Genomic DNA, 26,668 nt, shown 5'->3' on the forward strand with positions numbered 1-26,668 from the left:
TGATTCCACTCTCCATTCTCAATTATCCATTCTCAATTTGTCCATTATCCAACTCTCTTATTTCCTCATGATATAAACGTCGTCGCCGCTGAGCATAGTAACGCCGTAGGAGATTTTGGCTGCGGATTTGTTGTCTGGTATGCCTACGATCACGCTTCTGCCTGCAGGGATGTTTTCTACCTGTAATGTTTCATTCTTTATTACATTGCTTTTCTCGTCAAGGTAGCGCACGCGTACTACCGCAACGTTCAGGTTTATTTTACTGATGTTGTTTACCCTGATCTTTGCATTCACAAAGCCTTCTGTAGACGGCTTATTCAGGTCCAGTCTTACGTAGTCTCGTACAGAGCCGCCTTTTTTGGCTGTTTCAGTAGCTTTAGGAGTTTCTTTGGCAGGTGTTGCAGCTTTCGGAGTATCTTCCTTTGTTACTGTTTTGGGAGCAGGTGCAGGCTTGGTGTCTTCCTTAGGCTTGGTTTCAGTTGCGGCGATCTTCTCTTCAGGTTTCGGTTGTTTTGCTTCAGCAGCTTTTCTGGCTGCCGTGGCAGAATCCCTGGCTGCCGCCAGTTTTTTTGCTAAAGCTATGGAGTCCGTATTTTTTTTGGGAGGAACTACAGCAACCTTTACGCTGTCAAAATTCGGTACTGCCACTTCTGTAACAGGTGTTGTTGCGGTTGCCAGATCGTTCGGATTTACTGATTTAATGCTGTCTTGTTTAAAATCAGAAACCATATCGTTAATCGTCTCTCTTGTTTCTTTGGTGCCGTTGCCGGTCCTTGAGTTGTAATAGCTCCATCCTGCAAACAGGCCGCCCAGGATAGCCAGCGGAATGATAAATTCTTTTAAAACGCTGCCGGACCTTTTAACCGGTTTCTCTTTTTTCTGTTTGGGTTTTATGGGTTCCGTTTTGCTTCCGGAGAAGGCAGTGTTGCTTGTCTTAGCATGGTTGCCTGTTGTATCCTTAGCCTGGTAGTCAAATGCCTTATCCTTGTTTTCTTCAGCTTCGCTCTTTTTTTTAGGAAGGGGTGAAGGCGTTCTTTTAAAAGGTGCATTATCTGTAGCAGGTTGTCCTGTGTTTTCTGATGCAGCTGCATTGTGCGGGTTAGTGGTATTGCTGATCTCTACCAGCTTACCGTCGGCTGTGATCTTGTATTTAGGTTTAGGTGCATTCTCTACAATCTTATCTTTAAGCTCAGCAAACTTATTGGCAAGTATCCAGTTGCTTCCCTCAACGTCAGGGCGAATAAAGTCTGAAGAATGCAGGTTCATGCCCATCAGCTCGCTTTTGGTATATGGACCGGTTTCTACATTATCTCTTAAAAGTTTATAAAGCACGCTTACTCAGGTTGTTTTCTGTGTTAGAATATATTGATTACAATATACAACAAATATGCCGAAGAATTTTGGAATTAAACTTTTAAAAATGGTTAAAATTCCAATTGTTCTGCTTGCCTGTAAACCGAATTTATAAAGATCGACCATTTATCCTGGCTGCAGCCTGAACTGTGCCCGGGTAAACAGTTTATATACAAATGAATAGGAAATTATACCATGTTTAAACACGTAATCTGCACGTTTTTGTACGCTGATTTTTGTTGAGTTTATCATCTTTTTTCTTTATTTTTGAGGATTAAAAAAAGCTTGGTAAGCTTATAGAAAGAACGATTAAAAATTAGTATGTCAGAAGAAAATAAATTACCGGACCAGACCGAGGATTTCGACAGGATAATTCCGGTAAATATTGAAGAAGAGATGAAAAGCGCATACATTGATTATTCAATGAGCGTAATTGTAGGGAGGGCATTACCGGATGTGAGAGATGGCTTTAAGCCGGTACACCGTCGTGTATTGTTCGGTATGCACGAACTGGGAAACAACAGCAATAAACCTTATAAGAAGTCTGCCCGTATTGTGGGCGAGGTTATGGGTAAATATCATCCCCATGGCGACTCTTCTATTTACGATACGCTGGTAAGAATGGCGCAGGAATTTACGATGCGCTATCCGCTGGCAGACGGACAGGGTAACTTTGGCACACAGGACGGAGATCCCCCGGCGGCAATGCGTTATACAGAGGTGCGCCTTCAGAAGTTATCTGAGTTTATCCTGAATGATATTGAGAAAGATACTGTAGATTTTCAGCTGAACTTTGACGATTCCCTGCAGGAGCCTACTGTGCTCCCTTCCAGGGTACCGCAATTATTGGTAAACGGTTCCAGCGGTATTGCTGTGGGTATGGCTACCAACATGATGCCGCACAACCTGTCAGAATCTATTGATGGATGTATTGCTTATATAGACGCTGTTTCAGAGGGTAACGATATTGAGGTAGATGAGCTGATGAAGCACGTAAAAGCCCCGGATTTTCCCACCGGCGGTATTATTTACGGCATGGAAGGCGTAGTGCAGGCGATGAAGACGGGCAGAGGCAGGGTAGTAGTACGCGGCAAATGCCATGTGGAAACCAAAGAAAGCGGCAGGGAGAAAATAGTGATTACAGAAGTGCCCTACCAGGTGAGCCTGGATGCACTTACCGATAAGATAGGCCAGCTGGCTACCAATAAAGTTATTGAAGGCATTGCGTATGTCAACAATGAAACAAGTAAGCGCGGCGGTATCCGTATTGTGGTGGAATTGAAGCGCGACGCGGTTGCCAACGTTATCATCAACCAGCTATACAAGTATTCCGAATTGCAGACAAGCTTTGGCATCAACAACGTAGCCATTGTACGCGGAAGGCCAAAGACGCTGAATCTCAAAGACCTGATCTCTGAGTTTATAGCATTCAGGATGGAGGTGATCATACGCCGTTCGCAATTCGAACTGAGAAAAGCCCGCGAAAGAGCACATTTGCTGAGAGGTTTTTTAATTGCGCTTGATAATCTGGACCAGGTAATTTCCATCATCAGGAATTCGCCTAACCCGGAAATTGCCAAAGAAAACCTCATCAATGCAAACCTTACCTTAAAAACAGATCATATTATCCAGCTGCTGGGACCGGAAGAAGCCGGGCATCCCATAGATGAAGTACAGGCAAAAGCTATACTGGAATTGCGCTTGCAGCGGCTGACCGGCCTGGAAAGAGATAAGATCAGGGATGAGTTTGCAGACATTATGAAAACCATTGCCTACCTGAACGACCTTCTCACCGATGAAAAGAAACGCTATGGTGTCATCAGGCATGAACTTCAGGAAGCGAAAGACCGGTTTGGCGATGAGCGCAAAAGCTCGATTGAATACCTTGCAGACGAGATCAGCATTGAAGATTTGATAGAAGATGAAGACGTGGTGATCACTATCTCCAACCTGGGTTATATAAAAAGAACATCAGCCACGGAATACCGTCAGCAGAAACGCGGCGGCAGAGGGGGCAAGGGCGCAGCTACACGCCAGGAAGACTATGTGGATAAGCTGTTTGTGGCTTCCAACCATGACATGATGTTGTTCTTTACCGAGAAAGGACGTTGCTACTGGCTGAAAGTGTACGAAATACCGCAGGGTGAAAAGAATACTAAAGGCCGTGCCATTCAGAACCTGATACAAATACCGGGCGATGATAAAATCAGGGCTATTGTAAACATTAAGAAAGTAAACAGGCAGGAATATCTTCAGAATCATTTTATACTGCTTTGCACTAAGAAAGGCATTATTAAAAAGACCAGGCTGGAAGACTTCAGCCGCCCGAGGGCAAACGGCGTAAATGCCATAACCATCAATGATGGCGATGAATTGCTCGATGCAAAAATCACGGATGGCAACAACGAGATAATGCTTGCAGTAAGATCCGGAAGGGCTATCCGGTTCCATGAATCCAAAGTACGTCCGACAGGAAGGGGAGCCATCGGTGTTGCCGGTATTGAGGTAGACGATAAGGACGATGCAGTGGTAGGGATGATATGTGTACCTTTTGAAAATAAAGAGATTACGGTGCTGGTGGTAAGTGAGAGAGGATATGGCAAGCGCACCAAGATCACAGACGAAGAAGGCAACGATATTTACAGGGTTACCAACCGGGGCGGCAAGGGTGTAAAAACAATTAACGTGACCGATAAAGTAGGTAAACTTGTAGGAATTTTAGATGTCAAACAAACCGAAGATTTGATCATCACCTGCAAATCGGGTATAACTATAAGAACAGCAGTTTCCAGCATTAAAGAATCAGGTAGGAATACGCAGGGCGTAATATTGATTAAGCTGAATGAAAACGATGAAATAGCAGCCATCTCCAAAATTGATGAGCAGGAAGAAGCAATGAACGAAGATGAGATCAATATAGAGCCAACAGAGGAGATATCTGTTGAAACAGTTGAAGGCTTGGCTGATGTAAGCTCCGAAGATGCACCAGACGAGGATATGGATGAAGACACGGGCGGAGAGGAAGAAATGCAGGAGGATTAAAAGAGCATTTTCTCAGAGATCAATCTTACAAATAATTAACTGGGTTCCCGATAGCTTGGGAACCATTAAGAAAAATAAAAAATACACACATGAAATAGCTATAAGCAAGGTTGCATACCAACCGCGAATGAATAAAGGGCTATTCCATGTGACCATTAAGAAAAATAAAAAATATACACATGAAATAGCTATAAGCAAGGTTGCATACCAACCGTGAATGAATAAAGGCTATTCCATGTGACCATTAAGAAAAATAAAATAAATACACATGAAAAAAGTACTATTTACCATCACCTTGTTAGCAAGTGGTATAGGTGTTTTTGCACAAAAATTCAACGACAACGAAATGAATAAGTTGCAATTGCTTGTACTCTCGCAAAATAAACTCGAAGATGGAAAAACTGCAGTAGACAAATTTGCCGCAGATCCTGCCAATGCCAGCAACCAGGCACTGGATATGGCCAGGTTATTGACTTACGGAAGATTGTATCTCGACTCCGCTCTACATGCCAAATATCCCAACGCGGGAGATGTAGCTTATGGGATTTTCAAAAATTACCAGAACCAGTTCGGTGCAGATACAGCTAAATTCAACAAACTATTAAACGACCACAACAGGATCGGCCTGGATGGTGTCAGCAATATTTACGTGCGTTCTTTCAACCTGGCATTAAGGGAATTCAACAGCCAGAACTATACAGGCGCATTAAAACATTTCAGAACAGCTGAAGAGATTTCTGAGTTCCTGCTTCGCAACGGTTTCTCTCAAAACCCGGACAGGAATGCGGTAGATACTGCAACGGTTTTGTATGCAGGTTTTGCAGCGCAGAATGCTTCCGTGAACAATCCTGCATTGGCAGATTCTGCAGCTTACTATTATACAAAATTATTAAATCGCAATATTATAACTCCTGAAATGGCTCCAGCCTACCAGTTCATGCTGGAAAGAGCTATCAAAAACAAGGATAAAGCATCTGTTGAAAAATGGCTTCCTTTAGCTAAAAAAACATTCCCGGATTATGCCGCATTGTGGTCAAAACTGGAAATGGATAATATGTCTGCCGGCGCTGCCCTAACAGACCTGCTCGCCAAATTCAATGAAGCAGACGCTGCCGGTACACTGGATGAAAATGGCTATCTTAACTTCGCTGAAACCCTTTCAGGCAAAGGTTCTGACAGCGCAGCCATTGATCAGATGATAGCATTAAAATCCGCAGGCGCAAAAGCTTACGGCAAGCTGTTTGAAAAAACAAAAGACCCGTTATACGGGCTGAATGCAGCTATCGTAAACTACCAGATATACCAGCACCTGGAAGATGAGTTCCGCGCTAATGCAGGCCAGGGAGCTGCCTTAAAAGCAAAACGTGATGAAATCCTTAAGCAGCAACATGCGATTGTAGAAAAAAGCATAGAGTGGTACCAGAAAGCTATTCCCGTACTGGAAGGCAAGACTGACAGAGACAGGAGGGAAACAAGCTACCTGAGAAATGCTTACCGCAACATGACAAACCTGTTTGAGTGGAAAGCTTCCAAAGCAAGGGGCGTGCAGCCACAACTGGTTGACAAGTACGAAGCTGAATTCAACAAGTACAATAAACTGTTCGACAGCCTTTCTAAATAATTTTTTATACAAGTAAGAAAAGTGTGGTATATTGTATCACACTTTTTTTATGTAATGACTTTGTTGAGCCTGTTGTCAAAGAAAAGCGACAGGTGGTATTTGTATTTAAAATTTACTGATTAACTTGGAATTAATTTATGATAAAAGCAGGCATAACAGGTGGTATAGGCAGCGGCAAGTCACTGGTTTCAAAGATCTTTGAAACCCTTGGTATTCCTGTTTTTGATGCCGACAGCCGTTCTAAAGATCTATTGAATGAAGATGACGTTTTGAAGCGGCAGGTAATAAAAAATTTCGGCAACGTGTACGGCAATAACGGCATGCTGCAGAGAAAAATGCTTGCAGAAAAAGTTTTTAGCGACAATGAGCAATTAACACTGCTCAACAGTATTGTGCACCCTGCTGCTATGCGTGCATTTGACACGTGGGTAAGCCGGCAAAAGGCGCCTTATATTATCAAGGAAGCAGCCATACTTTTTGAAGCAGGTACCGCCGGCGGCCTTGACATTGTGATAGGTGTATATGCCCCCAAGGCATTAAGGATTCAGCGGGCAATGAACCGCAGCAACAGCAGCAGGCAGGAGGTGCTTAGCCGTATGGAAAGGCAAATAGATGAAGAAATAAAAATGCGGCTTTGCGACTACGTGATTTTTAACGATGAAAGCAGGCTCCTGATACCTCAGGTTCTAGAAATTCACCATGCAATAATAAGTTCAAAAAGTTTAAACTTTTAAGATAATTATTGTCTAATTTGTAGTAATTTTAAATCACAACACTATATATAAATTTAAACCATGCCGCAAGCGGCGATAAAAAAATATGCAAATGAAAAAAATATTATTACTTGCCATACCTGCATTGTTGTTACTTGCAGGTTGCTCCACTTCCCGCGTTACAACCAGTTGGGTTTCTAAAGATGCCAATCTGAGCAGGACGAGCCTCAACAAGATTCTCGTGATGGGTTTATTGAGCAACAAAAACCGTTCTTCCAATGTCAGCATGGAGAACCACCTGGTACAGGAATTAAGAAACAGGGGTTTCAATGCCGTAACATCTACAGACACTTACGGCCCGCGCGCATTTGATAAAATGAATGAAGAGCAGGCACTGAGCCAGATGAATCAAAACGGTATTGACGGCGTTATCACAATCACCATGATTGACAAGAATAAAAAGCAACAGTATGTAAACAACTACTGGGGCGGCCCGTATTCCTGGTGGGGATATTATTCTTACTGGTATCCTTTTGCATGGGGCCCTACAGGATATGTGAGAAATTATTCTTCTTATACTTTTGAGACCAACCTGTACGATCTTAAGAGAAGTAAACAAATGATTTACTCTGCGCATTCAGAAACCAGTGATCCTTCTTCTGCTGCTTCATTGGGTAAGGACTATGCAAAATCAATTGTAGATGACCTGATGAAGAAAGGATTGTTTCATTAAAAATCTCAATAAAATATTTTAAGAATGGAAATCAGCTCAATGGTTTCCATTTTTTTTATGTGTATGTCAGGCTTTATTATGGTGTAGCCGTTATTGCTGTATAGCTGATGAATAAATAGTTTCAGGGCTTGTGAAGATATTATGAAATATTTCGGCATTTAATTTGTTTATGATTAATCATGTAAAAATTAAAAAAACAATGCTATTTTTTTATTTGTTATTTTATTTGTTTATAATTTTACAATATTATTTACTAACCATTAAATTTTAAACTATGGCTATGGCTACAAAAAAGGCCGCTCCTAAAAAAGCTGCTGCAAAGAAAGCTGCTGCCCCAAAGAAGGCTGCTGCAAAACAAGCTGCTCCTAAAAAAGCTGCTGTAAAAAAAGCTGCTGCTGCTCCTAAGAAAGCCGCTGCAAAAAAAGCTGCTGTTGCTCCTAAGAAAGCTGCTGCAAAACAAGCTGCTCCTAAAAAGGCAGCTGTAAAAAAAGCTGCTGCTCCTAAAAAGGCTGCTGCTAAAAAAGCTTCACCAAAGAAAGCTGCTGCAAAAAAATAATTCAATATATTTTTTTGATCAGGCCCCAACAAATTGATGGGGCTTTTTAATTTCTGTTATTGCATTAAAGCTCTTTTTTGTTGCAGGGATTATATTTTAGATTTTCTTACAGGACACTTTTAAGCGCGCTTTCGATCTTGTTATGGTTGCGGACTCAACTATACTATTGCTTTATCACACACACGCATAGGTACAGCAATCTTTAGCCTCGCTTAATATCTTTTCAAACTCATTTCTGCTCTTATGTTGTAGGTAATTGGAAGATTCCTTAAAACAGACAGGTGATCTTGTTTATACTCCGCTTCAGACTTTTCACATCCTACAGCATGTTTCTTTTTTTATCAGTTTATAATCACCAAAACAAATATTAAAGGTATTTCTGTATTGCCGTTATAAAAATATGGAGGTCAAAAGAGCGCTTTTTAAATTTCCGGAACAACATCAGGACTCTTCTCTTTGCTGATAAGCGCGGTGAAAAACCTGGGGAAGAACTGTAAGTGAAAGTATCATACAAATTAGTAATCCGCCTACGATCATAATGGCAAGCGGTTTTTGAATTTCGGAGCCCATTCCGGTTGAAAGTGATGCAGGAAGCAGTCCTGAAGAGCCCATAAGAGCAATCATTACAATCGGACGGATCCGATCATAGACGCCTGTTGAAATCGCATCTTTAAGGTTCATTGTACGTAAATTGTCTTTCATTACCGCAATGAGAATAATACTGTTTATGGTATTTACTCCGAAGAGAATGATAAACCCGATTCCTGCAGAAATTCCGAAAACTGTTCCCGTAAGCCAAAGCGAGATAAATCCTCCTATAAAAGCAAACGGAATGGTACTTGCAGCGATAAGTGTATCTTTAATTGTCCTAAAATTGAAATACAACAGGAATAAAATAAGCAACAGTACCGCCGGAACGATCACAGCCAACTGTGCCGTTGCTCTTTCCTTACTTTCAAATTCTCCTGCCCAAACCATTTTGTTTTCTTTCGGGATTTGAACTTTTTGGGCTACTTTGGTTTTTGCTTCTGCAATAGTACTTCCCAAATCCCTTCCTTCTATGCTAAATCCGACAGCAATATACCGGCTGCTTCCTTCCCGGTATATAAATGTTGGCCCTGTGATATGGCTGATAGTTGAAATCTCACGTAATGGTATTTTGGCGCCGGATTCAGTAGGGATTAAAATATCACCTATCTTTTCATCGTCATCGCGGTATTCTTTGGCAAAACGAATACGCACGTCAAACATTCTGTCTTCTTCATAGAAGGTTGTGGCTGCGCTTCCGCCGATGGCCATTTCAACCACAGCTTGTGCGTTAGCCATATCTACTCCATAGCGAGCCATTTTGTGATCGTGAAGCTGAATACGGAGTTCGGGGAGCCCAATATTCCGGTAAACATTTAAATCTTCGATCCCTGCTACGCCTCGGATAGCTTCAGCTACCTGATGAGCATATTCTTCGAGCTTGAACAAATCATTTCCGAAAATTTTCACCACCAATGAGCTCTTTACCCCTGCTACATATTCTTCCACATTATCCTGGATGGGTTGACTGAACCCGAATACAATGCCGGGATAGGTCTGTAATTCTTTTCGCATTTCTTCAATAAGCTCGTCTTTGGACAATTTGTTTTTCCACTGTTTTTCAGGGTGTAGCTGGATGTGAAATTCAATATTGAAAAATCCTGTCGGGTCTGTACCATCATTGGGCCTGCCTACTTGGTTTAAAACGAATTTTACTTCTTCAAACCCTCTGATTCTGTCTTTCATTTCTTTAGCCAAGCGGGTAGCTTCCTGGAGATTTACACTGTTCGGTAATGTGGCTCTTACATACAAAGCTCCCTCGTTCAACTTCGGAATAAACTCCGTACCGTAATTCAGGAAACGAACGCTGCAAACAGACAATAAAACGATAAACGCGCAAATAGTTGCTTTTTTATGTTTTGCACTCCACTGGAATAATTTGTACATCAAATTTTTTAAAAACTTCGAGATGAAATTCTCTTTTTCAATTATATTCTTACGCAGTAATACCTTGCACATTACGGGGATATAGGTAATGCTTAAAATAAGTGAACCTAAAAGTGCGTATCCCAACGTAAAGGCCAAAGGCGAAAACATTTTTCCTTCCACTTTCTGGAATGAGAAAATCGGGATAAGAGCCACAATCAGTATAATTTGAGCAAAAACAATATATCCAGCCACTTTCCCTGCACTTTTTTTTATCAACCCCGATTTCGACATTTTGTTGAAAACAGGCATTCCAACTTTACGGGCTGTTTTTTCCATTGCAACAAAAACGGTTTCAACGATCACAAGCGTTCCTTCCAACAGCAATCCGAAGTCGATCGCTCCCATTGAAATCAGATTGGCGGGAAGGCCCTGAATCCGCAACATGATAATAGCAAATAGGAAAGAAAGTGGAATAACGGAAGCTACAATTACCGTTGTCCGCCAATTATACAGAAAGATAAATACGATAACCGATACGAGGAAAATTCCCTCAACAATATTTTTGGCAACCGTGCTCACGGTTGCATTTACCAATTCTGTCCGGTCTATAAAAGATTCTATTTTTACATCTTTCGGGAGAATGATATTGTTCAGTTCTTCAATTTTATTCTTTAATGCCGGTATCACTTCGTCGGGGTTTTCGCCACGAAGCATAATCACAACACCCTGCACCAAATCATCTTCGTCCTGAAGCCCGACCTGTCCTAATCTTGGTTTGGCTGAAATTTCAACCTGCGCCACGTGCTTTACCAAAATCGGGGTGCTCCCCCGGACTTCAATCAATATGTTTTCTATGTCCTCTGTACTTTCCAAGAGGCCGACACCACGAACCACATACGCCTGCGCACCTCTTTCTATTACATCGCCACCTACATTAAGGTTACTTTTTGCAACGGCTTCATACACATCTAAAGGAGATAAATCGTAGTTGGCGAGCTCTGTCGGATTGATCTTGATTTCGTAAATCTTTTCTTCCCCGCCAAAGCTCACGATATCGGCTACTCCCGGAACTGCAACCAATTCCCTTTCAATTACCCAATCCTGGATGGCAGTAATCTCTTTGACGGGCCTGGTGCTCCGGATTACATAACGGAAAATCTCCCCTGTGGCCCCGTAAGGCGGTTCAATTTTAGCTTCTGCACCATCGGGAAGGTCTATTCCCTGAAGGCGGTTTGAGGCATATTGCTGGGCGTAAAAATCATCCGCATCATCATCAAAAATCACCGTAACCACAGACAATCCGAATAAGGAAATGGAACGCACATCTGTCTTTTTGGGAATGGTGTTCATTTGCTTCATTATCGGAAGCGTTACGAATTTCTCAATTTCTTCCGCACTTCTTCCCGACCATTGCGTGATAATTCTTGCTCTTGTATTGGTAACATCGGGAAAGGCTTCAATAGGCGTATGCTTCAGGCTGATGACTCCAATTATCACCAATAATCCGGTAAGAAAAAAAATGATAACCGGGTTTTTCAATGAAAAGGCAACTATATTTTTAATGAATTTTTGCATCTATATTATTGTTTTTACCGTTGATTTCATGAAGCGCTTAATGGTAAGTGTGACATAATCTCCAACCTCACTCCGGGTAATTTACGCAGAGAAACGAAAAGAAATTTTTCTGATAATTATTCTTGGTACCTCTTGTTGTATGCATTTCACCAACACTGCTATAACCGATGTGTAGAGAGAGACCTATGAAAGTTATTAGTTAGTAATTATTTCCTCAAAAATCAAAAGCTGGTTTTGGGTAATGATCTTTTCGTTTTCGTGCAATCCGCTTTCAATATAGGTTATACCATTGTTTTTGGCGAGCAGCGTAACTTCCCTTGCTTCAATATCACAATCATTTTTGTAAACCAAAATGTAATTTTTCCCGTTGAAAAACACCAGAGATGAAGTTGGGACTGCCAGTTTTTGCTTGTCTGTTTTTTTGAGAGCTATAATGTCGGCAATCATTCCGGGCTTTAACTTAAAGCTCTCATTATTCAATATGATCCGTGCTTTCAGAACTTTTGCATTTTCGTCTAAAACCTGTGAAATCACATCAATTTTTCCTTTAAATATTTCGTCAGGATATGAAAGTGTTTTGATTTCAACTTCCATTCCTTTGCTTATATGAGCGATATCCGTAGAATAGATGTTGGCCATAGCCCAGACATTATTCAGATTCGAAATGGAAAACAGCGGTTCACCGTCATTGGTTACGGTTGACCCGGAATTAATATTTTTAGCTGTAATGATTCCCGAAGCCGGGGCTTTGAGCTGAAATACGTTTTTGGTACTGCTTGCACTGTACAAGTTCAGATTGCTTTCTATTTTTTGTTTTTCGGATTCTAAAACATGAAGATTATTGCGCGCCTCAATCAAATCCCTGTTTGAGGAAATCCCGTCTTTAAACATTTGTTCTTTGGCATTCAAATCCACTTTTGCAATTTCAATCTGAGCTTTCAGGGACCGTAATTCTGCCTTAAGTGAACTCAATTCCGTACTCTGCATTTCTGCCAAAACCTGCCCTTTAACTACGGCAGTTCCTAATGAAAAATAAGTATTGGAGATAATCCCGTCAACAAGGCTCACAAAATGAACAACCTTGTCGGCATTGGGCTCTATACTACCTGTTAAATGGATTCTTTCTGTAACGGCTTGTTTTTCGACAGTTTTGATTTCGGTAATGCTTTTGTTCTTGTCGTTCAGACAGAATTTTTCTTTTTGAGCTTTAAATCCTTCTCCATTCCCACAGCCGGTAAGAAGTAGAAGAAATGATGCGGGTATAATGTATTTTTTCACGTAGGTAATTTTAGTGCGCTGCTTCGCAGCTGTTTTCAATAGCCATATGCAATAGCCTTCACTCATCAACAGTTGGTATGCAACTTTGCTTATGGCTATTTCATTATTGTTCGTTAAAAGTCTTTTCCTAAAGAATAATTGAGTTCTTCTACTTTCTGATTCACTTCTTTTCGAGCTTCGAGTATGATCTTTTTGTTGTTCAGATAAGCGTCCATAAAATCGAAATACTCCAGCATACGCACATTTCGGGAAGTGAAGTTTCTGGTATAGTTTTCCAGAAGCAAATCCAAATCTGCTTCATAACCAATTTCGATTTTATTCAGAAACTCAATAGCCTGTTGCAGGGACTTATAGGATAGCAAGATTTCGTTTTCGATGGCAAGCGTGATTTGCTCTTTTTGCACTTTGGCATTTTCAATGCTGATTTGAGCCTTCTTTATACCTGCTTTGTTACGGTTGAAAAACGGCAAATCAAAGGAAACCCCGATACCAACAAAATCGAGCATTACGCTTCCGTTCCGGTCATAATTCACGCTGAATTTTAAATCTGGTACACGCTGTGCTTTTTGGTAAGACAATAATTTATTGGAATAGTCTTCTTCCAACATAGCCAATTTGTAATCCGGGCGGTTTTCTTTAGCATTTTCTGCAACGAGCTCAATAAAAGCAGCCTGATAATGCGTAGGATTTTTAGCAAAACCGTCATCGGTGATTTCGATAGCAACAGCAGGGTCAATGCGAAGTAACAACTTAAGTTTTTTCTGGACTTCGTTGGATTGCCGGATAAGCTCTAAAATCTGTTTATTGATTTCGAGTTCCTGTGCTTTTAATCTAATATACTCTGCTTTTGAAATATTGCCTTGGCCCAGTTGATTATTGTAGGCATTGATAAGTATGGAAATGTTTTCAATCAGTTTCTGATGAACTTTTACAGACTGCTGAACATATTGTAATTCGGTAAGCTGATTCCTGAGTTCGAGTTTTAAGCCCCTTAATAAATCTTCAAGATACTGCTCTGCTTTTGAAACATTCACTTCCTCCAAAGCAATAAGTTTTTTGCGTTTGCCCGCTGTCTGAATCAATTGGTTTAGCTCAAAAGCAATTTGCTGGTTTCGTCCGAAATGTCCAAAAAATGGCGGCGACGTTTCTACTCCGCTGGCTTTCCGGAGATTCACCTCACTGATTGAAAATTCAGGATTATGCCACGTTTTAGCCTGAATAACCTCCGCTTGCTGAATTTCGATATTGAGTTTCCCGGAAATTAAAAGAAGATTGTTCTGCAAAAAGGTTGCTTCTGCCTGTTCACGCGACAATTTAAGTGTTTTCTGTGCGCTTAGCTGCAAGCAGAAGTTTATAAAAACACAGCATAAAATGATTGGTTTCATTTGCAACATTTAGTGTCGCAAAAGTGATAGTATCGAACTTAAAAAGAGCTTAAAGGATATAAAATTTAGCTTAAAGGCGTGGAATTAGTGGAATGGTTTAATGTGTAATCGTTATTACTTAATCTGACAGGTTAGGCATTGCTCGGAAAATAATTTGTAGAAAGCGGTTGGATATTTTCAACCGCTTTATTATTCTCGTCGGTCAGACTATCCCTGACAGGTTGCTCCTCAGCAGAGCCTGCTTCCGTTTTGTCTGACAGTTTAAAGATAGCGTTTTGTCTGAAAAAATCATTAATGTCTTTGCCTCGGGCTAAATCTTTACTATCAGCAAATGTTTTCATGGGCGTTTTACCAAAACAATAACGGCCACTATGGGGGCGCTCACTATTGTAGAAATCTATCCATTGATCAATATCTGATTGAAGTGCTTCCAGTGTGTTGTAGAGTTTTTTTCTAAAAGCAATTGCGTAAAATTCTTCCTGCATGGTGCGATGGAATCGCTCACAAATACCGTTTGTTTGTGGGCTCTTTGCCTTGGTTTTAGTATGGTCAATATCCTCAATATTAAGGTAAAGCTGGTACTCGTGATGCTCTCTTGCGCCGCAATATTCAGTTCCTCTGTCGGTTAAAATACGCAACAGATCTACCTGCTGTTCCTGATAAAATGGCAGCACTTTATCATTGAGCATCTCGGCTGCAACCAAAGCATTTTTGCGATCATAAACTTTAGCGAAAGCCACGCGGGTATAGGTGTCTATGAACGTTTGCTGGTATATTTTACCAACGCCTTTAATATATCCAACATAGTAGGTGTCTTGTGCTCCAAGGTAACCGGGGTGGTGCGTTTCAATTTCACCTCTACTTTGCTGCTCTTCTTTTTTCTTTTCCAATGCCGCTACCTGTGCGTCAGTAAGAACCAGCCTATCTTGTTGCACTTTGGCTTCCAGGGCTTTTAAACGCTTTTGGAAAGTCTCCAGGTCATGACGTAACCAAACACTCCTGACTGTCGAAGGAGCCACTATATGCCCCCTTTTAACTAACTCGTTACTCACACGTTGCTGGCCATGAGCCGGTTGCTCTGTGGCATAAGCCACAACTATGTCTTCCAACTCCTTGTCGATACGGTTCTTTAACAAGGGCTTACTACGGCTTATCTCCTTTAAAGCCATCTCGCCTCCTTCTTCGTACAGCTTTTGGAAACGATAAAAACTATCTCTGGAATACCCCATTACTTTACAGGCTTCAGATACATTACCAAGCTTCTCGGCCAGTTTTAATAACCCTAACTTGGGTTGAATTAACTTCTTTTGTGTTGTCATCTTAATCTGAGTTTTTAATTAACAAATTTATCAATTGTCAGATTAAGTTTTGTCTATTACAGTTTATGGGTAAAAGAAAGCTCCGATGTTTCGGGCTGCGTGTTTTTGTAAATGCTTATCATCGGTTACTTATATTGGTTTGCCTAAATAGTCAAAGTATTATGTAAAATTTCTATTTGCATAGTTATTTGTCTTCTAAAATTTTCAATAACAGCTCATTCAGGTACAACTTTTCTTTTCCAACTTTTACCGATTTTAAAAAGCCGTGTTCTTCTAAAGTAATCAAATAATTTCCGGCCGTTTTCGGATTACCTATGTTTTCATCAACCAAATGTTGGCGTTTGGTATAAGGCAAACGAAATAAAATTTCTACCAAATCTTTGGAATAAACTTTTGATAGTTTGGTTTTAATCTCGTTCGCAGTTTCTGCCATTGTAGCTGTAATTTTATTCAAGCGTTCCAGGCCTTTGTTTGAAGTTTCTTCAATCATATCCAACATATACAAAATGTAATTTTCCCAATCGTTACTTTCTGTTACACCCCGTAAACTTTTATAATAATCTGCTTTGTTCTTGATTATGTATTCGCTCAGATAAATTGCAGGCGTGTCAAGCAATCCCGAAAGTTTGAGATACAGCAACAATAAAATTCGTCCTGTTCTTCCGTTACCGTCTGCAAACGGGTGGATTGCTTCAAACTGATAGTGCATTAACGCCATCTTTATTAATGGGTCAATAGTGTCATTTTCGTTGATGAACTTTTCTAAATTAGCCAATTTTTCACGAATAACAGGCTCTCCACTTGGTGGTGTGTAAATTACTTCGCCTTTTTTGTTGCTTAATGTTGTTCCTGGTGTAACCCGAATTGAAGCAGTGTTTTGTTTGATACATTGAACAATGCTAATGCAAAAATTTGTTGTGATGAAAGGTTTTTTCTTTAACTGTTCCAACCCCAGCCAAAGTGCTTCTTTGTAACTCAAAACTTCTTTTGTTGCCGAGTTTTCAATTTTTTTATTAGCAACCATCGATTTGTAAAGTTCATCATTTGTCGTGATGATGTTTTCTACTTCCGAACTAGCTTTTGCTTCCTGCAAATAAATCGTATCCAAAAACAAAGTTGGGTTTGGTAAATTGAGTAAAGTCCCGTTCAATTGAGCCAGTGCTCTACCTGCCGAAATGGTTTTACGGAGTATTTCCTTTGTTTCAATATCTGCTTTTGGCGGTAGCAACGGTAAGTCATTATACGGTATTTCCTTGTTGAATTTGGCCATTTTGTTCAGATGTAAGTTTTATGCTTGTTTTTAATACAAGGGTAAAAATATAAAAAATTTACTCTCGTTCAAACAATAGAAGTAAATTTTACCCTTGTTTGTCTATTTACTGCAGTTGTCTGCGGAATTTTACCCTGAATAACCGCCGCTCTTCGACTTTCAGTATGGAACTTTGCGGAAATTAAGGGGAGATTGTTTGCAAAAAATGTTTCTGATTCTTTCTGGCGATTTGCATGTTTCCTTTGCATATAAATGTAGCCAGAAAGTTTACAAATACAGAATAAAAGAATTTCTTCTCATTTTTTTCAACATTTGCTCCTGTTGAAAGTGATAGTCTCGAGCTTAAAGGATATAAAATTTGGCTTAAGCCGGTTGGTTTTTTTAATGGGCTACGAATTCCAAGTACTGCCACATCGGGTTAAGGCAGTATTATGCTTAGTTAAAAATCGTTTTTCTTATTTTATGGTATGGGTGATTCCCGTAAATAGCTGTACTTTTATCATGATGTTTAAGGCCGAAAACCATATCAGGAATATCAGGCACATCGTATTGATGTGGTTTATTTTATTTGCATTAAGCCCTTGTGTGGTTAAAGGAGTATTGTTGAGTGCAGCAAATGCAGGATATTCCAAACCGCTCAAAAAATCCAAAACCACCGCACCCACAAGCTCCTGTCAATATTCTCAAAACGACAATCAACAGATTCCGGTTGTAAAACAGCCGGACACCCATAAGGAAATTGAGCCGTTTAATGTATCGGAAAACCTATTTATTGTAGTTCGCTTCACCAAAATAAACGGCAAATATTCCAAAACGCCTTCGGGTAACAGCCTGCCTAAATATATTTTATATAAATGCTTGAAACTTGATGTAGCGTGATTTTCACTCACGGTTTACTCATTATTTCACGTTTAATTAAAATATACAATTCAAATGAAGCATTATATAGATAGCACAGCCAATAGTATGGCTGGACTTTTTACATTGTCCCTCCGTTGGGTTATCGGTTGGACATATTTTTCCGCTTTTTGGCGAAGACTGATTTTAGAAAACAAATTGATACCCGAAGAAGCTGGCTACATTGGCGAAAAATTCAATCACTTTCTACCCAATGCTTTGGGTATAAAACCGATTATCGAATACCTCGTTTCCAATCCAGAAGCCTTACAGATTTCAATGGTTGTCTTTACGATTGTAGAAGCCATTGTTGGGTTGTTCATCATTCTCGGGCTATTTACAAGACTGATGAGCATAGGCGTATTTTTATTGGCAATGGGTATTCTTTTAGGTTCAGGTTGGATCGGTACCACTTGTCTGGACGAATGGCAAATCGGCGTATTGGGTATTGCAGGTGGTTTTACGTTGTTTTTGACAGGCAGCGGTTCGTATTCTTTGGATAATTATCTAATGAACAAAGACCTTGCGTTTACCCGCGAAAAATGGTTCGGATTTTTAGGGTCGGGCGTGCTTCCTGTCAATAATCTAAAACCGAAAGTTTTGGCAATATCCCTATTCATTTTCGGATTGACATTGTTTACCAACCAATATTTTCACGGTGGTGTATTCGGGAAGTTGCACAACAAATCCGTAAAACCAAAAGTAGAAATTTCCAATGTTCAGTACAATGGCTCACAATTGACTTTTCAGATTTTTAGGGTCGAGGGAGCGGACGTTTATGGTTCGTTTTTGATTGGTATACAGGTTTTAAATGAGGATAATGAAGTTGTGAAATCTATTGACCAAAGCGAATTAGCTCAATTCCCGAAAGATAAAATCTACAATTATTATGTGGCAAAAATTAAATCGGGAATACATAGTTTAATTATTCCACTCGGTGCAAAAGCTGATATAACGATTGATTTGGAAAACACGGAAGTAAAAAAGAATTATTTCCTAAAACTAATAGACATCAGTGGTGCGGAATGGACTGCTAAAATAAAATAGCGGTTTATTGATATTAAAAAGCTGTCGCAATTGTGCGATAGCTTTTTTAATTTTCTTAAGTTGATAAAAGCGTTGTTTTTTGCATTTCGTTTTGCTTGAGGCAATTTACCAATATTGCTTACAATGTTTTCAACAGATTTTTATCTATTATTATCTCCTGATCATTTTCTTCCTAATAATAAGAACAATCAATGCCTTTCATAAACATTTCACGGTCGTTGATTTTGTTGGTTAAAGCATCTTTTAAAAGAGTTTTTAGTTTGGAAAATGTTTGGCTAATCTATAATGCCGTTGCTGTCTAATGTGTCTGTTAAACGCTTTTTCCCTTCAGGTGCCGGTAATTTCAACTGGATAGTGGCACTAACCACCTGGCTGTTTCTTTTTTGAGCTTTGATTTGATGTATTTCCAATAATTTCCTACTTTGGAATAACCGTTTTCTTCGTCCCCAAACTGCACGGACTTCTTGGTCGTTAAAAAATCGGATGGATATTTTCGTGTTGCTCATTTGCTCTCTGTTCGCTTTTATGCGGGAATAACAAAATTATACAAACATTTCAATCTGTTGATAATCATGTGGAAATTCCACGCTGAAAATATTTTTGATATTTTCTTGTGAGTGATATTGTAGTATAGCATTGTGAATGGCAAAAATCTTCTGGGAAAGTACTAACCCAAGTCCGAAACCCACTACGTTTTGGGCGTTTTTTCCTCTGAAAAAGTGAGAGAAAATAAATTTTTGTTCGTCTTCGGAAAGTGTTTTCCCGCAATTTGAAATCAGGATCTTAAGAAAATCAGTGGTGCAGTCAAATGTAATTTTGGCTTTTTGATTATTAGAATAATGAACGGAATTTATCAGTAAATTTAAAAAAGCCTGTTTGATAAGCGGTTCGTTTGCCTGAATATTTAAGCTGTTTTCGTTAAAGTTATCCGGGGTAAAATTTACTTCGAAATGAAAATCCGGGTAAAGGCTGTTAACTTCCGAAATACAATCAAAAATAATTTCATCAATCCGGATATTGTTTTTGGTAATTTCTTGCCCTGACTCAATTTTTGAAATTTGAAGCAACACATTAATAATGGTTCCAAGAGATTTTGCTTTTTGTGTCTGTTCGTGCAGCTCTGATTTTATCTGTTCGATATTATGCTGCTTTGCAATTTTTTCGAGCTCAGACACCAAAACAGCGATCGGTGTTTTCAGTTCATGTGAAATGTGTTGGATGCTGTGTTTCTGAAACAGGAAAGCTTCATTGGTTCTTTTTAGCAGCTCATTGAATTTATCCGACAAATCCCGTAATTCGGAAGTCGTGGTATTAATTTTCAGGGGCTTATTTTCCTGATTGTGGAAATCGTAATCTTCGATTTTGTTTGTCAGCTCCGAAATCGGTTTGGCAATAATATTGGACAGGTAAAGCGAAATTAAAAGTACGATCACTACAATAGCTGCAAATATGCCAATAAGTACTTTTTGAAGAAAATCCTTTTTAGAAAAACCGAAATAGTCGTATGCTTTACTGATGGCATAATAGCCTTTGGAGTGATTTTCCACATAAACTCCAATGAGGTCATAGCCGTCTTCTTTGGTTTCAATCCAGCGGTTTGAAACCGAAAGTCCGTGGAGAATGTCGTTGGATTTTAAAATATCCAGGCTGTCAATACTCGAAAAAATGAGTTTTTTATCAGCATCATAGATCAGCATTTTCTCGTTGTAAAAATCATGAATATCCTGCTTATCAAGCAATGATGAAACCTCCTCGCTTATTTTTCCGAACTCTTCTATCAGCTCAATTGTATGTTTAATTTTTGAGAATTGCTGTTGTTGAAATTCCTCTTCACGATGCGCTGAAAACAAAACAAAAACAACCACAAGCCACAGTGCAGAAAGCGCTATAACGGTACTGGAAAAGTAGATAAGTATTTTGTTCCTGATTTTCATGTGTGTAATTTTTAGTTCCCCGCTTTGCGGCTGTTTTTAATCGTGACATGGAATAGCTTTTATTCATTCGCGGTTGGTATGCAACTTGCTTATGGCTATTTCATGTGTTAATATTTAATTTTTTCTGTTTGCCACATGGAATAACCAAAACCTTAATCTTTATTATCATCCTCGGTTGGTAAAGATTCCTAATCTTTATGGTTATTTCATGTGTATATAATTTATTTGTTTTTCAGTTGTCACATGGAATAGCCTTTATTCATTCGCGGTTGGTATGCAACCTTGCTTATGGCTATTTCATGTGCGTATATTTATTTGTTTTTCAGTTGCCACATGGAATAACCAGCTTTTTAGTTTCAATACTCATTCCCGTTAGATAAATACAAGTTATAAGAGATGAGTTATGAGTTATTTTTCTTTGATGTGATTATGGAGCTACGAATCATTTTTAATAATTCAGTACAATCGAAGCTTAAACTTCAAATTCCGGTTTGTTATAAATTCTGTTTTTTTCAACAGTTCAATCCAATACAATGTTTCGTCACATTCTTTTTGTGCAATGCCCGATGTATCAATAAAATCTGCTTTATTTTCGGCATTTTGAGCTTGCCATATCAATGCATCCACAGCAGTTCCGCTCCGTAATAATTGTTTGCTTAAAACCCATTCTTTTTTTAGTCCCCCACAGATACGTATATAATTTTACTGTTCTTACGGCAAATAAAAAACTTTTCTATTACCATAACTTATCACTCATCACTCAAATAATATCCGTAACCGATCTTGGTTTTGATAGAATTTTTCGAGAAGGGCTTATCAATTTTGTTCCGCAAAAAATTGACGTAGACCTCAACAGTATTCGTATCAACCATTGTTCCCCAAATTTCTTTAATCAAATCGTTTTTAGAGATTATTTCCCCCGGATTTTTACAAAGTTTCATCAAAATCTGGTATTCTCTCGGGGTAAGCTGAATTTCCAGATCCTGTCTTCTAACTTTTTTTTGCGCTGTATTGATAACAATATCTGAAGCAATAATTTTTTCATCAGACTTGTGCTCAGGTTTGCTCTGGCTTCTTTTCAGAAGTGAATGTACCCGCATAGTCAGCTCTTTCATAAAAAACGGCTTGGTCAGATAGTCATCTGCGCCACTATCAAAGCCTTTGATTTTGTCTTCAAGCTCGTCAAAAGCAGTAAGCATTAAAACAGGAGTATTGGTATTGTGCTCCCTGAATTCCTTACACAAGTCGTACCCGTTTTTCTTGGGTAAATTAATATCCATAACCACACAATCGAATGATTCTTTTCTCAAAAATCTTTCTGCCACGAATCCGTCAAACGCACGCTCTACTGCAAAATTTTCAGCCAAAAGCGCTCCACAAATGTTTTTATTCAATGTAGTTTCATCTTCTATTACCAGGATTCTCATATCGCAAAATTATAGGGAATAATATAGTTGCAAATATACTTAACCTGTCATAATATAACTATCTTACAACTACCTGGCATTTCCTTTACTTCACTTCTTTAATTTTTTCACTCATTAGATCTATTTAATTTTCAACCATCATACACTTCCCGCTTAGTATCTTTGCAGCAAAAATGACCAACGCTGATATTGCCTATAATTTTGAGTTCCTGTCCGCCCTGATGGAGCTGAACGATGAAGACAGCTTTAAAATAAAGGCCTATTTAAAAGCAGCCAGGCTTATCAAAAAACTTCCGGTAGAATTACAGCATATAAAAAGAGAAGAGATCTTTCAACTGCCGGGCGTAGGTAAGGCCATAGGCAATAAGATACTGGAGCAGCTGGCTACCGGTACCATGGAAAAGCTTGACGAACATGTAAGCAATGCCCCGCAGGGTATCCTGGAAATGATGTCTGTGAAAGGCCTGGGAACACAGAAAATTAAACTGATCTGGAAAGAATTAGGCATTACTGCCATCAATGATCTGCTGGAAGCCTGTAACAGCAACCGCTTAAGCCCGCTTAAAGGTTTTGGCCAGAAAACACAGCAGAATATAAAAGTTGCACTGGAGTTTTACCTCCAGAGCCGTGATGCTTTCCTGCTGGCAACCGTACTGGATTTTGTTATTGCTTTTGATAATACATTGCGCAGTACATTTTCTCCGGATAATTTTTTGCTCACCGGCGAAATATTACAGCAGAGCGATATCATTCACACTGTGCAATGGGTAACGGATGCCGGAGATGATGTGCTTGAGAAAATTGCTGGCTTGTATCACCTGAACCCTTCACATAAGGACGGGAAAAAAATATATACCGCACAGAACGGCATACGCATGGAGTTTCTGCAGTATCCTGCTGAAGTGCTCATTGCCAAACAGTTTGAGCTTTCCTGCACGCCCCATTTCTTTAAAACCTTTACAGAAAAATATAAAACAGGTAATGTAAGTTCAAGAGAACAAATTTTCCTACAGCATAACCTGCAACCCATTCCCCCGTTTCTCACCAACAACATTAAATGGATAGATGCCGCCGCACAGCAAGCTATTCCTGAAGTGATAACAACGCACGACATCAAAGGCATCATTCATTGCCACAGCAACTGGAGCGACGGGGCGGACAGGGTTGAAGACATTGCTGCCGAACTGATCAGAAATGGTTTAGAATACCTGGTACTTACAGATCATTCCAAATCTGCTTTTTATGCCGAAGGCCTAAGTGAACAGAAAGTGCTGGCGCAACAGCAGCAGATAGATGAGCTTAATAAAAAACTGTATCCATTCCGCATTTTCAAAGGCATTGAATGCGATATCCTCAACGACGGCAGCCTGGACTACGGCAATGAAATTTTAAAAACCTTTGAAGTTGTAATTGCTTCGGTACACTCCAACCTGCGCATGCAGCCGGATGCAGCAACACAAAGAATAATCAAAGCAGTAGAAAATCCCTATACCAGCATATTAGGCCACCTAACAGGCAGGTTATTGCTGCTGCGCAACGGCTATCCTGTAGATCACAAAAAAATAATTGATGCCTGTGCGGCAAACCATGTAGTAATAGAGTTGAACGCCAATCCGCGCAGGCTTGATATCGACTGGCGGTACATGGAGTATGCGCTCCAGAAAGAAGTGCTTATCTCCATCAATCCCGATGCGCACTTCATCAAAGGGCTGTACGATATACGTTTTGGTGTGCTGGCAGCGCAGAAAGCCGGCCTGACCAAAGCACAAAACCTTAGCAGTTACTCCACAGCGCAATTGCAAAGTTTTATTGACAGGCAGTCAGAAAAGAGAATTTAATGACTTTTATCAGTCTGAATTTAAGTAATTTTGCAAACTAAATTTCTTGTATGGATCATACGTTGTTTGAGTATATGGTGCTGGGTGCGGTGTTGTTGTTGGCCATCATCATTGACATGGGCGCTTTCAGCAGGAAAGGCCATGCAATGACCTTAAAATCTGCACTGTACCAATCGATCTTCTGGGTAGGGCTGGCATTAGCTTATTGGATTTTTGTATGGTATGAAGATGGTGTAAGATATGCTACCAAGTACATCAGCGCCTATCTCATGGAGAAATCATTGAGCATAGACAATATTTTTGTATTCATCATCATCTTTAATTATTTCAAGATCAAAAGCGTTGATAAGAACAGGGCGTTGTTGGTGGGCGTACTGATGGCCATTATTTTAAGGATCATTTTCATAGCGCTTGGCGTGGAGATCATCAACCGCTTTCATTGGATCATGTATATTTTCGGCGCATTCCTGCTATATACGGGGTTCAAATTGTTTGTACAGAAAGACGATCACCAGCTTGACCTGGATAAGAATAAATTATTCAAATGGGCCAACAGGGTATTGCCCATCACCTACAAAGATTCCAACGGGAAATATTTTACCAAAATAAAGGGAAAAACATACCTGACCACTTTATCCATCGTGGTGCTGGTAATTGCCGTTACAGACCTGGTGTTTGCGGTAGACAGCATTCCCACGGTAGTTTCATTGGTGCGAGACAGTGCAGGCGTGCCCTTTTCAGACACAGATATTATGATCATTTATTCCAGTAATATCTTTGCCATACTCGGGTTAAGAAGCTTATTCTTTCTGCTGCAGGGCGCTGCCGATAAATTTGATTTTTTACAACAGGGTATTGCAGTGGTGTTGATTTTTATCGGCTTCAAAATGTTGGTAGAGTATTTTGATATCCACATTCCTATCGGCATTTCACTGGCTGTGATTGTAGCAAGTGTAGGCTTGTCTATTGTAATGTCCTTATTTTACGATAAAAGAAAAGGCAGGATAGTGCCTGATGAACATTTGCTGAATGCAGATGAAGATGCCGGTACCGGCGCCGGAAATTAATGTAAAACTAACTGAAGATGCAAACGGATTTTTTGATAATCGGTTCGGGGCTGGCAGGGCTCACTTATGCATTAAAAATTGCAGAAGCATTTCCTGACAAAGAAGTTACGGTTATTACCAAGTCATTCCTGGAAGACACCAATACAGCCTATGCCCAGGGCGGCGTTGCCACTGTATGGGATTTTGAGAATGACAGCTTTGAGAAGCACATCAGCGATACGCTGGTAGCAGGTGATGGTTTGTGTGATGAGGAACTGGTGGCTTCTATTATTTACGAAGGCCCTGAGCGGTTGAAAGAACTGATCGCATACGGTACGCAATTCGATAAAGATCCAGATGGGGATTACAGCTTAGGCAGGGAAGGGGGCCACAGTGAAAACAGGGTACTGCACCATAAGGATATTACCGGCAGAGAGATTGAGCGGGCTATTGCAGCAAAAGCACGGAATACAAAAAATATGCGCATCCTGGAAAAACATTACGTGATTGATATCATTACCCAGCATCACTTCGGGTACCTGGTAACCAAATCTACTACCGATATTACCTGTTATGGGGTGTATATGCTGAATGAAAAAAACAATACTGTAGAAAAATGCCTCGCTCCCACAACGGTGCTGGCAACTGGTGGTTGCGGCCAGGCCTACAGAACCACCACCAATCCGCGCGTGGCCACCGGTGATGGTGTGGCAATGGTCTACCGCGCCAAAGGCAGGGTGGAAAATATGGAGTTCATACAGTTTCACCCGACAGCATTGTTCGAAGCCGGCGTTTCGCCATCCTTCCTGATCACGGAAGCAGTGCGCGGCGATGGCGGCATCCTGCGGAATCACAAGGGCGAAGCCTTCATGGAGAAATATGATGAACGCAAAGATCTTGCGCCCCGCGATATTGTGGCGCGTGCCATTGACAATGAAATGAAGCAGGAAGGTAAGGAATATGTTTACCTGGACTGCAGGCACATGGACTATGAAAAGTTCCTCCATCATTTCCCGAATATCAACGAAAAGTGCTTAAGCCTTAACATAGATATCCGCAAAGACATGATACCGGTGGCGCCTGCTGCACACTACAGTTGCGGCGGCATTAAGGTAGACGGGCACGGCCGCACAACCATCCTGAACCTCTACGCTTGCGGCGAATGCAGCAGCACCGGACTGCACGGCGCCAACCGCCTGGCAAGCAACAGCCTGCTGGAAGCAATGGTTTACGGCCATCGCGTATATGAGCACGTGCGCAGGTATATGCAAAACGGCGGTTATAAGTCTTTCAGGGAAAGCATGAGCCACAATGAGGTGCCCGACTGGATATCGAAAAGTACTACCGACCCTAAGGAGATGATCCTGATCACGCAGAGCCGTAAGGAACTGGAGCTTACCATGAGTGACTATGTGGGCATTGTAAGGAACAATGTGCGCCTGGAGCGCGCTATGAAACGGCTGGATCTTCTCTTTGAAGAAACCGAGCAGCTCTTCAGGACCACCAAAGTATCGCCACAACTTTGTGAACTGAGAAACCTTATCTCTGTGGCTTACCTGATCGTAAAAGGAGCACAGTTTCGCAAAGAAAGCAGGGGCCTGCATTTCAACACCGATTACCCGGAAAAGAGCAACATTGTTCAGGATATTATTTTATAACAATGACTGCCTCTCAACCG

At 40.3% G+C, this 26,668-nt stretch carries 18 protein-coding genes and 1 pseudogene; 10 read left to right on the top strand and 9 right to left on the bottom strand.

The features are described 5' to 3' along the window. Positions 1-57 precede the first annotated feature (57 nt). Positions 58-1,332, bottom strand: a complete 1,275-nt coding sequence (locus OD355_RS09095) for a hypothetical protein (protein ID WP_263038155.1) — start codon at positions 1,330-1,332, stop codon at positions 58-60. Positions 1,333-1,674: 342 nt separating this feature from the next. On the opposite strand from OD355_RS09095, the gene gyrA reads away from it, so the two are divergent. The 5 genes from gyrA to OD355_RS09120 all read left to right on the top strand — a co-directional run bounded on the left by gyrA (position 1,675) and on the right by OD355_RS09120 (position 8,018). Then, a complete protein-coding gene (gyrA, locus tag OD355_RS09100) occupies positions 1,675-4,395 on the top strand; it encodes a DNA gyrase subunit A (protein WP_263038156.1) in 2,721 nt (906 codons plus the stop codon). A 268-nt stretch (positions 4,396-4,663) separates the two neighbouring features. Further along, entirely contained in the window at positions 4,664-6,016 is a 1,353-nt protein-coding gene (locus OD355_RS09105; protein WP_263038157.1) for a hypothetical protein, read from the top strand. A gap of 137 nt (positions 6,017-6,153) precedes the next feature. Then, complete coding sequence (coaE, locus tag OD355_RS09110) at positions 6,154-6,750, top strand: dephospho-CoA kinase (protein ID WP_263038158.1); 597 nt, start codon at positions 6,154-6,156, stop codon at positions 6,748-6,750. 91 nt (positions 6,751-6,841) lie between these two features. Then, entirely contained in the window at positions 6,842-7,462 is a 621-nt protein-coding gene (locus OD355_RS09115; RefSeq protein ID WP_263038159.1) for a DUF4136 domain-containing protein, read from the top strand. Between the two features lie 280 nt (positions 7,463-7,742). Continuing rightward, entirely contained in the window at positions 7,743-8,018 is a 276-nt protein-coding gene (locus OD355_RS09120; protein WP_263038160.1) for a hypothetical protein, read from the top strand. A gap of 441 nt (positions 8,019-8,459) precedes the next feature. On the opposite strand, the gene OD355_RS09125 is transcribed toward OD355_RS09120, so the two are convergent. From OD355_RS09125 to OD355_RS09145, 5 genes and pseudogenes are all read right to left on the bottom strand, one after another. Then, the gene (locus OD355_RS09125) at positions 8,460-11,549 is read right to left on the bottom strand and encodes an efflux RND transporter permease subunit (protein ID WP_263038161.1); all 3,090 of its coding nucleotides are present in this window, start codon (positions 11,547-11,549) and stop codon (positions 8,460-8,462) included. 195 nt (positions 11,550-11,744) lie between these two features. Then, the gene (locus OD355_RS09130) at positions 11,745-12,827 is read right to left on the bottom strand and encodes an efflux RND transporter periplasmic adaptor subunit (RefSeq protein WP_263038162.1); all 1,083 of its coding nucleotides are present in this window, start codon (positions 12,825-12,827) and stop codon (positions 11,745-11,747) included. 113 nt (positions 12,828-12,940) lie between these two features. Continuing rightward, positions 12,941-14,140 (bottom strand): TolC family protein, encoded by a 1,200-nt coding sequence (locus OD355_RS09135; RefSeq protein WP_263038163.1) that lies wholly within the window; start codon positions 14,138-14,140, stop codon positions 12,941-12,943. Positions 14,141-14,505: 365 nt separating this feature from the next. After that, positions 14,506-15,531: pseudogene (locus OD355_RS09140) on the bottom strand (IS481 family transposase); the annotation flags it as partial. A 184-nt stretch (positions 15,532-15,715) separates the two neighbouring features. Then, on the bottom strand, positions 15,716-16,801 hold the full coding sequence (locus OD355_RS09145; protein ID WP_263038164.1) for a Fic family protein: 1,086 nt from the start codon (positions 16,799-16,801) through the stop codon (positions 15,716-15,718). Between the two features lie 501 nt (positions 16,802-17,302). On the opposite strand from OD355_RS09145, the gene OD355_RS09150 reads away from it, so the two are divergent. Together OD355_RS09150 and OD355_RS09155 are read left to right on the top strand one after the other, a co-directional pair. After that, positions 17,303-17,680: a hypothetical protein gene (locus OD355_RS09150; protein ID WP_263038165.1), complete on the top strand. Its 378-nt coding sequence runs from the start codon at positions 17,303-17,305 to the stop codon at positions 17,678-17,680. A 54-nt stretch (positions 17,681-17,734) separates the two neighbouring features. Next, on the top strand, positions 17,735-18,745 hold the full coding sequence (locus OD355_RS09155; protein WP_263038166.1) for a TQO small subunit DoxD: 1,011 nt from the start codon (positions 17,735-17,737) through the stop codon (positions 18,743-18,745). 542 nt (positions 18,746-19,287) lie between these two features. On the opposite strand, the gene OD355_RS09160 is transcribed toward OD355_RS09155, so the two are convergent. The 3 genes from OD355_RS09160 to OD355_RS09165 all read right to left on the bottom strand — a co-directional run bounded on the left by OD355_RS09160 (position 19,288) and on the right by OD355_RS09165 (position 22,106). Next, a complete protein-coding gene (locus OD355_RS09160; protein ID WP_263038167.1) occupies positions 19,288-20,679 on the bottom strand; it encodes a sensor histidine kinase in 1,392 nt (463 codons plus the stop codon). Positions 20,680-21,135: 456 nt separating this feature from the next. Further along, a complete protein-coding gene (locus OD355_RS13950; RefSeq protein ID WP_382303535.1) occupies positions 21,136-21,306 on the bottom strand; it encodes a four helix bundle protein in 171 nt (56 codons plus the stop codon). A gap of 122 nt (positions 21,307-21,428) precedes the next feature. Next, positions 21,429-22,106 carry a response regulator transcription factor gene (locus OD355_RS09165; RefSeq protein WP_263038168.1) on the bottom strand — a complete coding sequence of 226 codons (678 nt, stop codon included), beginning with the start codon at positions 22,104-22,106 and terminating at the stop codon, positions 21,429-21,431. Between the two features lie 173 nt (positions 22,107-22,279). On the opposite strand from OD355_RS09165, the gene OD355_RS09170 reads away from it, so the two are divergent. From OD355_RS09170 to nadB, 3 genes are read left to right on the top strand one after another with little or no spacing between them, the layout of a single operon-like run. After that, positions 22,280-23,944: a DNA polymerase/3'-5' exonuclease PolX gene (locus OD355_RS09170; protein WP_263038169.1), complete on the top strand. Its 1,665-nt coding sequence runs from the start codon at positions 22,280-22,282 to the stop codon at positions 23,942-23,944. Between the two features lie 50 nt (positions 23,945-23,994). After that, positions 23,995-25,011: a TerC/Alx family metal homeostasis membrane protein gene (locus tag OD355_RS09175; RefSeq protein ID WP_263038170.1), complete on the top strand. Its 1,017-nt coding sequence runs from the start codon at positions 23,995-23,997 to the stop codon at positions 25,009-25,011. A gap of 17 nt (positions 25,012-25,028) precedes the next feature. Then, complete coding sequence (nadB, locus tag OD355_RS09180; RefSeq protein ID WP_263038171.1) at positions 25,029-26,648, top strand: L-aspartate oxidase; 1,620 nt, start codon at positions 25,029-25,031, stop codon at positions 26,646-26,648. The last annotated feature ends 20 nt before the right edge of the window (positions 26,649-26,668 follow it).

The organism is Haoranjiania flava (assembly GCF_025631005.1).
GTDB lineage: Bacteria > Bacteroidota > Bacteroidia > Chitinophagales > Chitinophagaceae > Haoranjiania > Haoranjiania flava.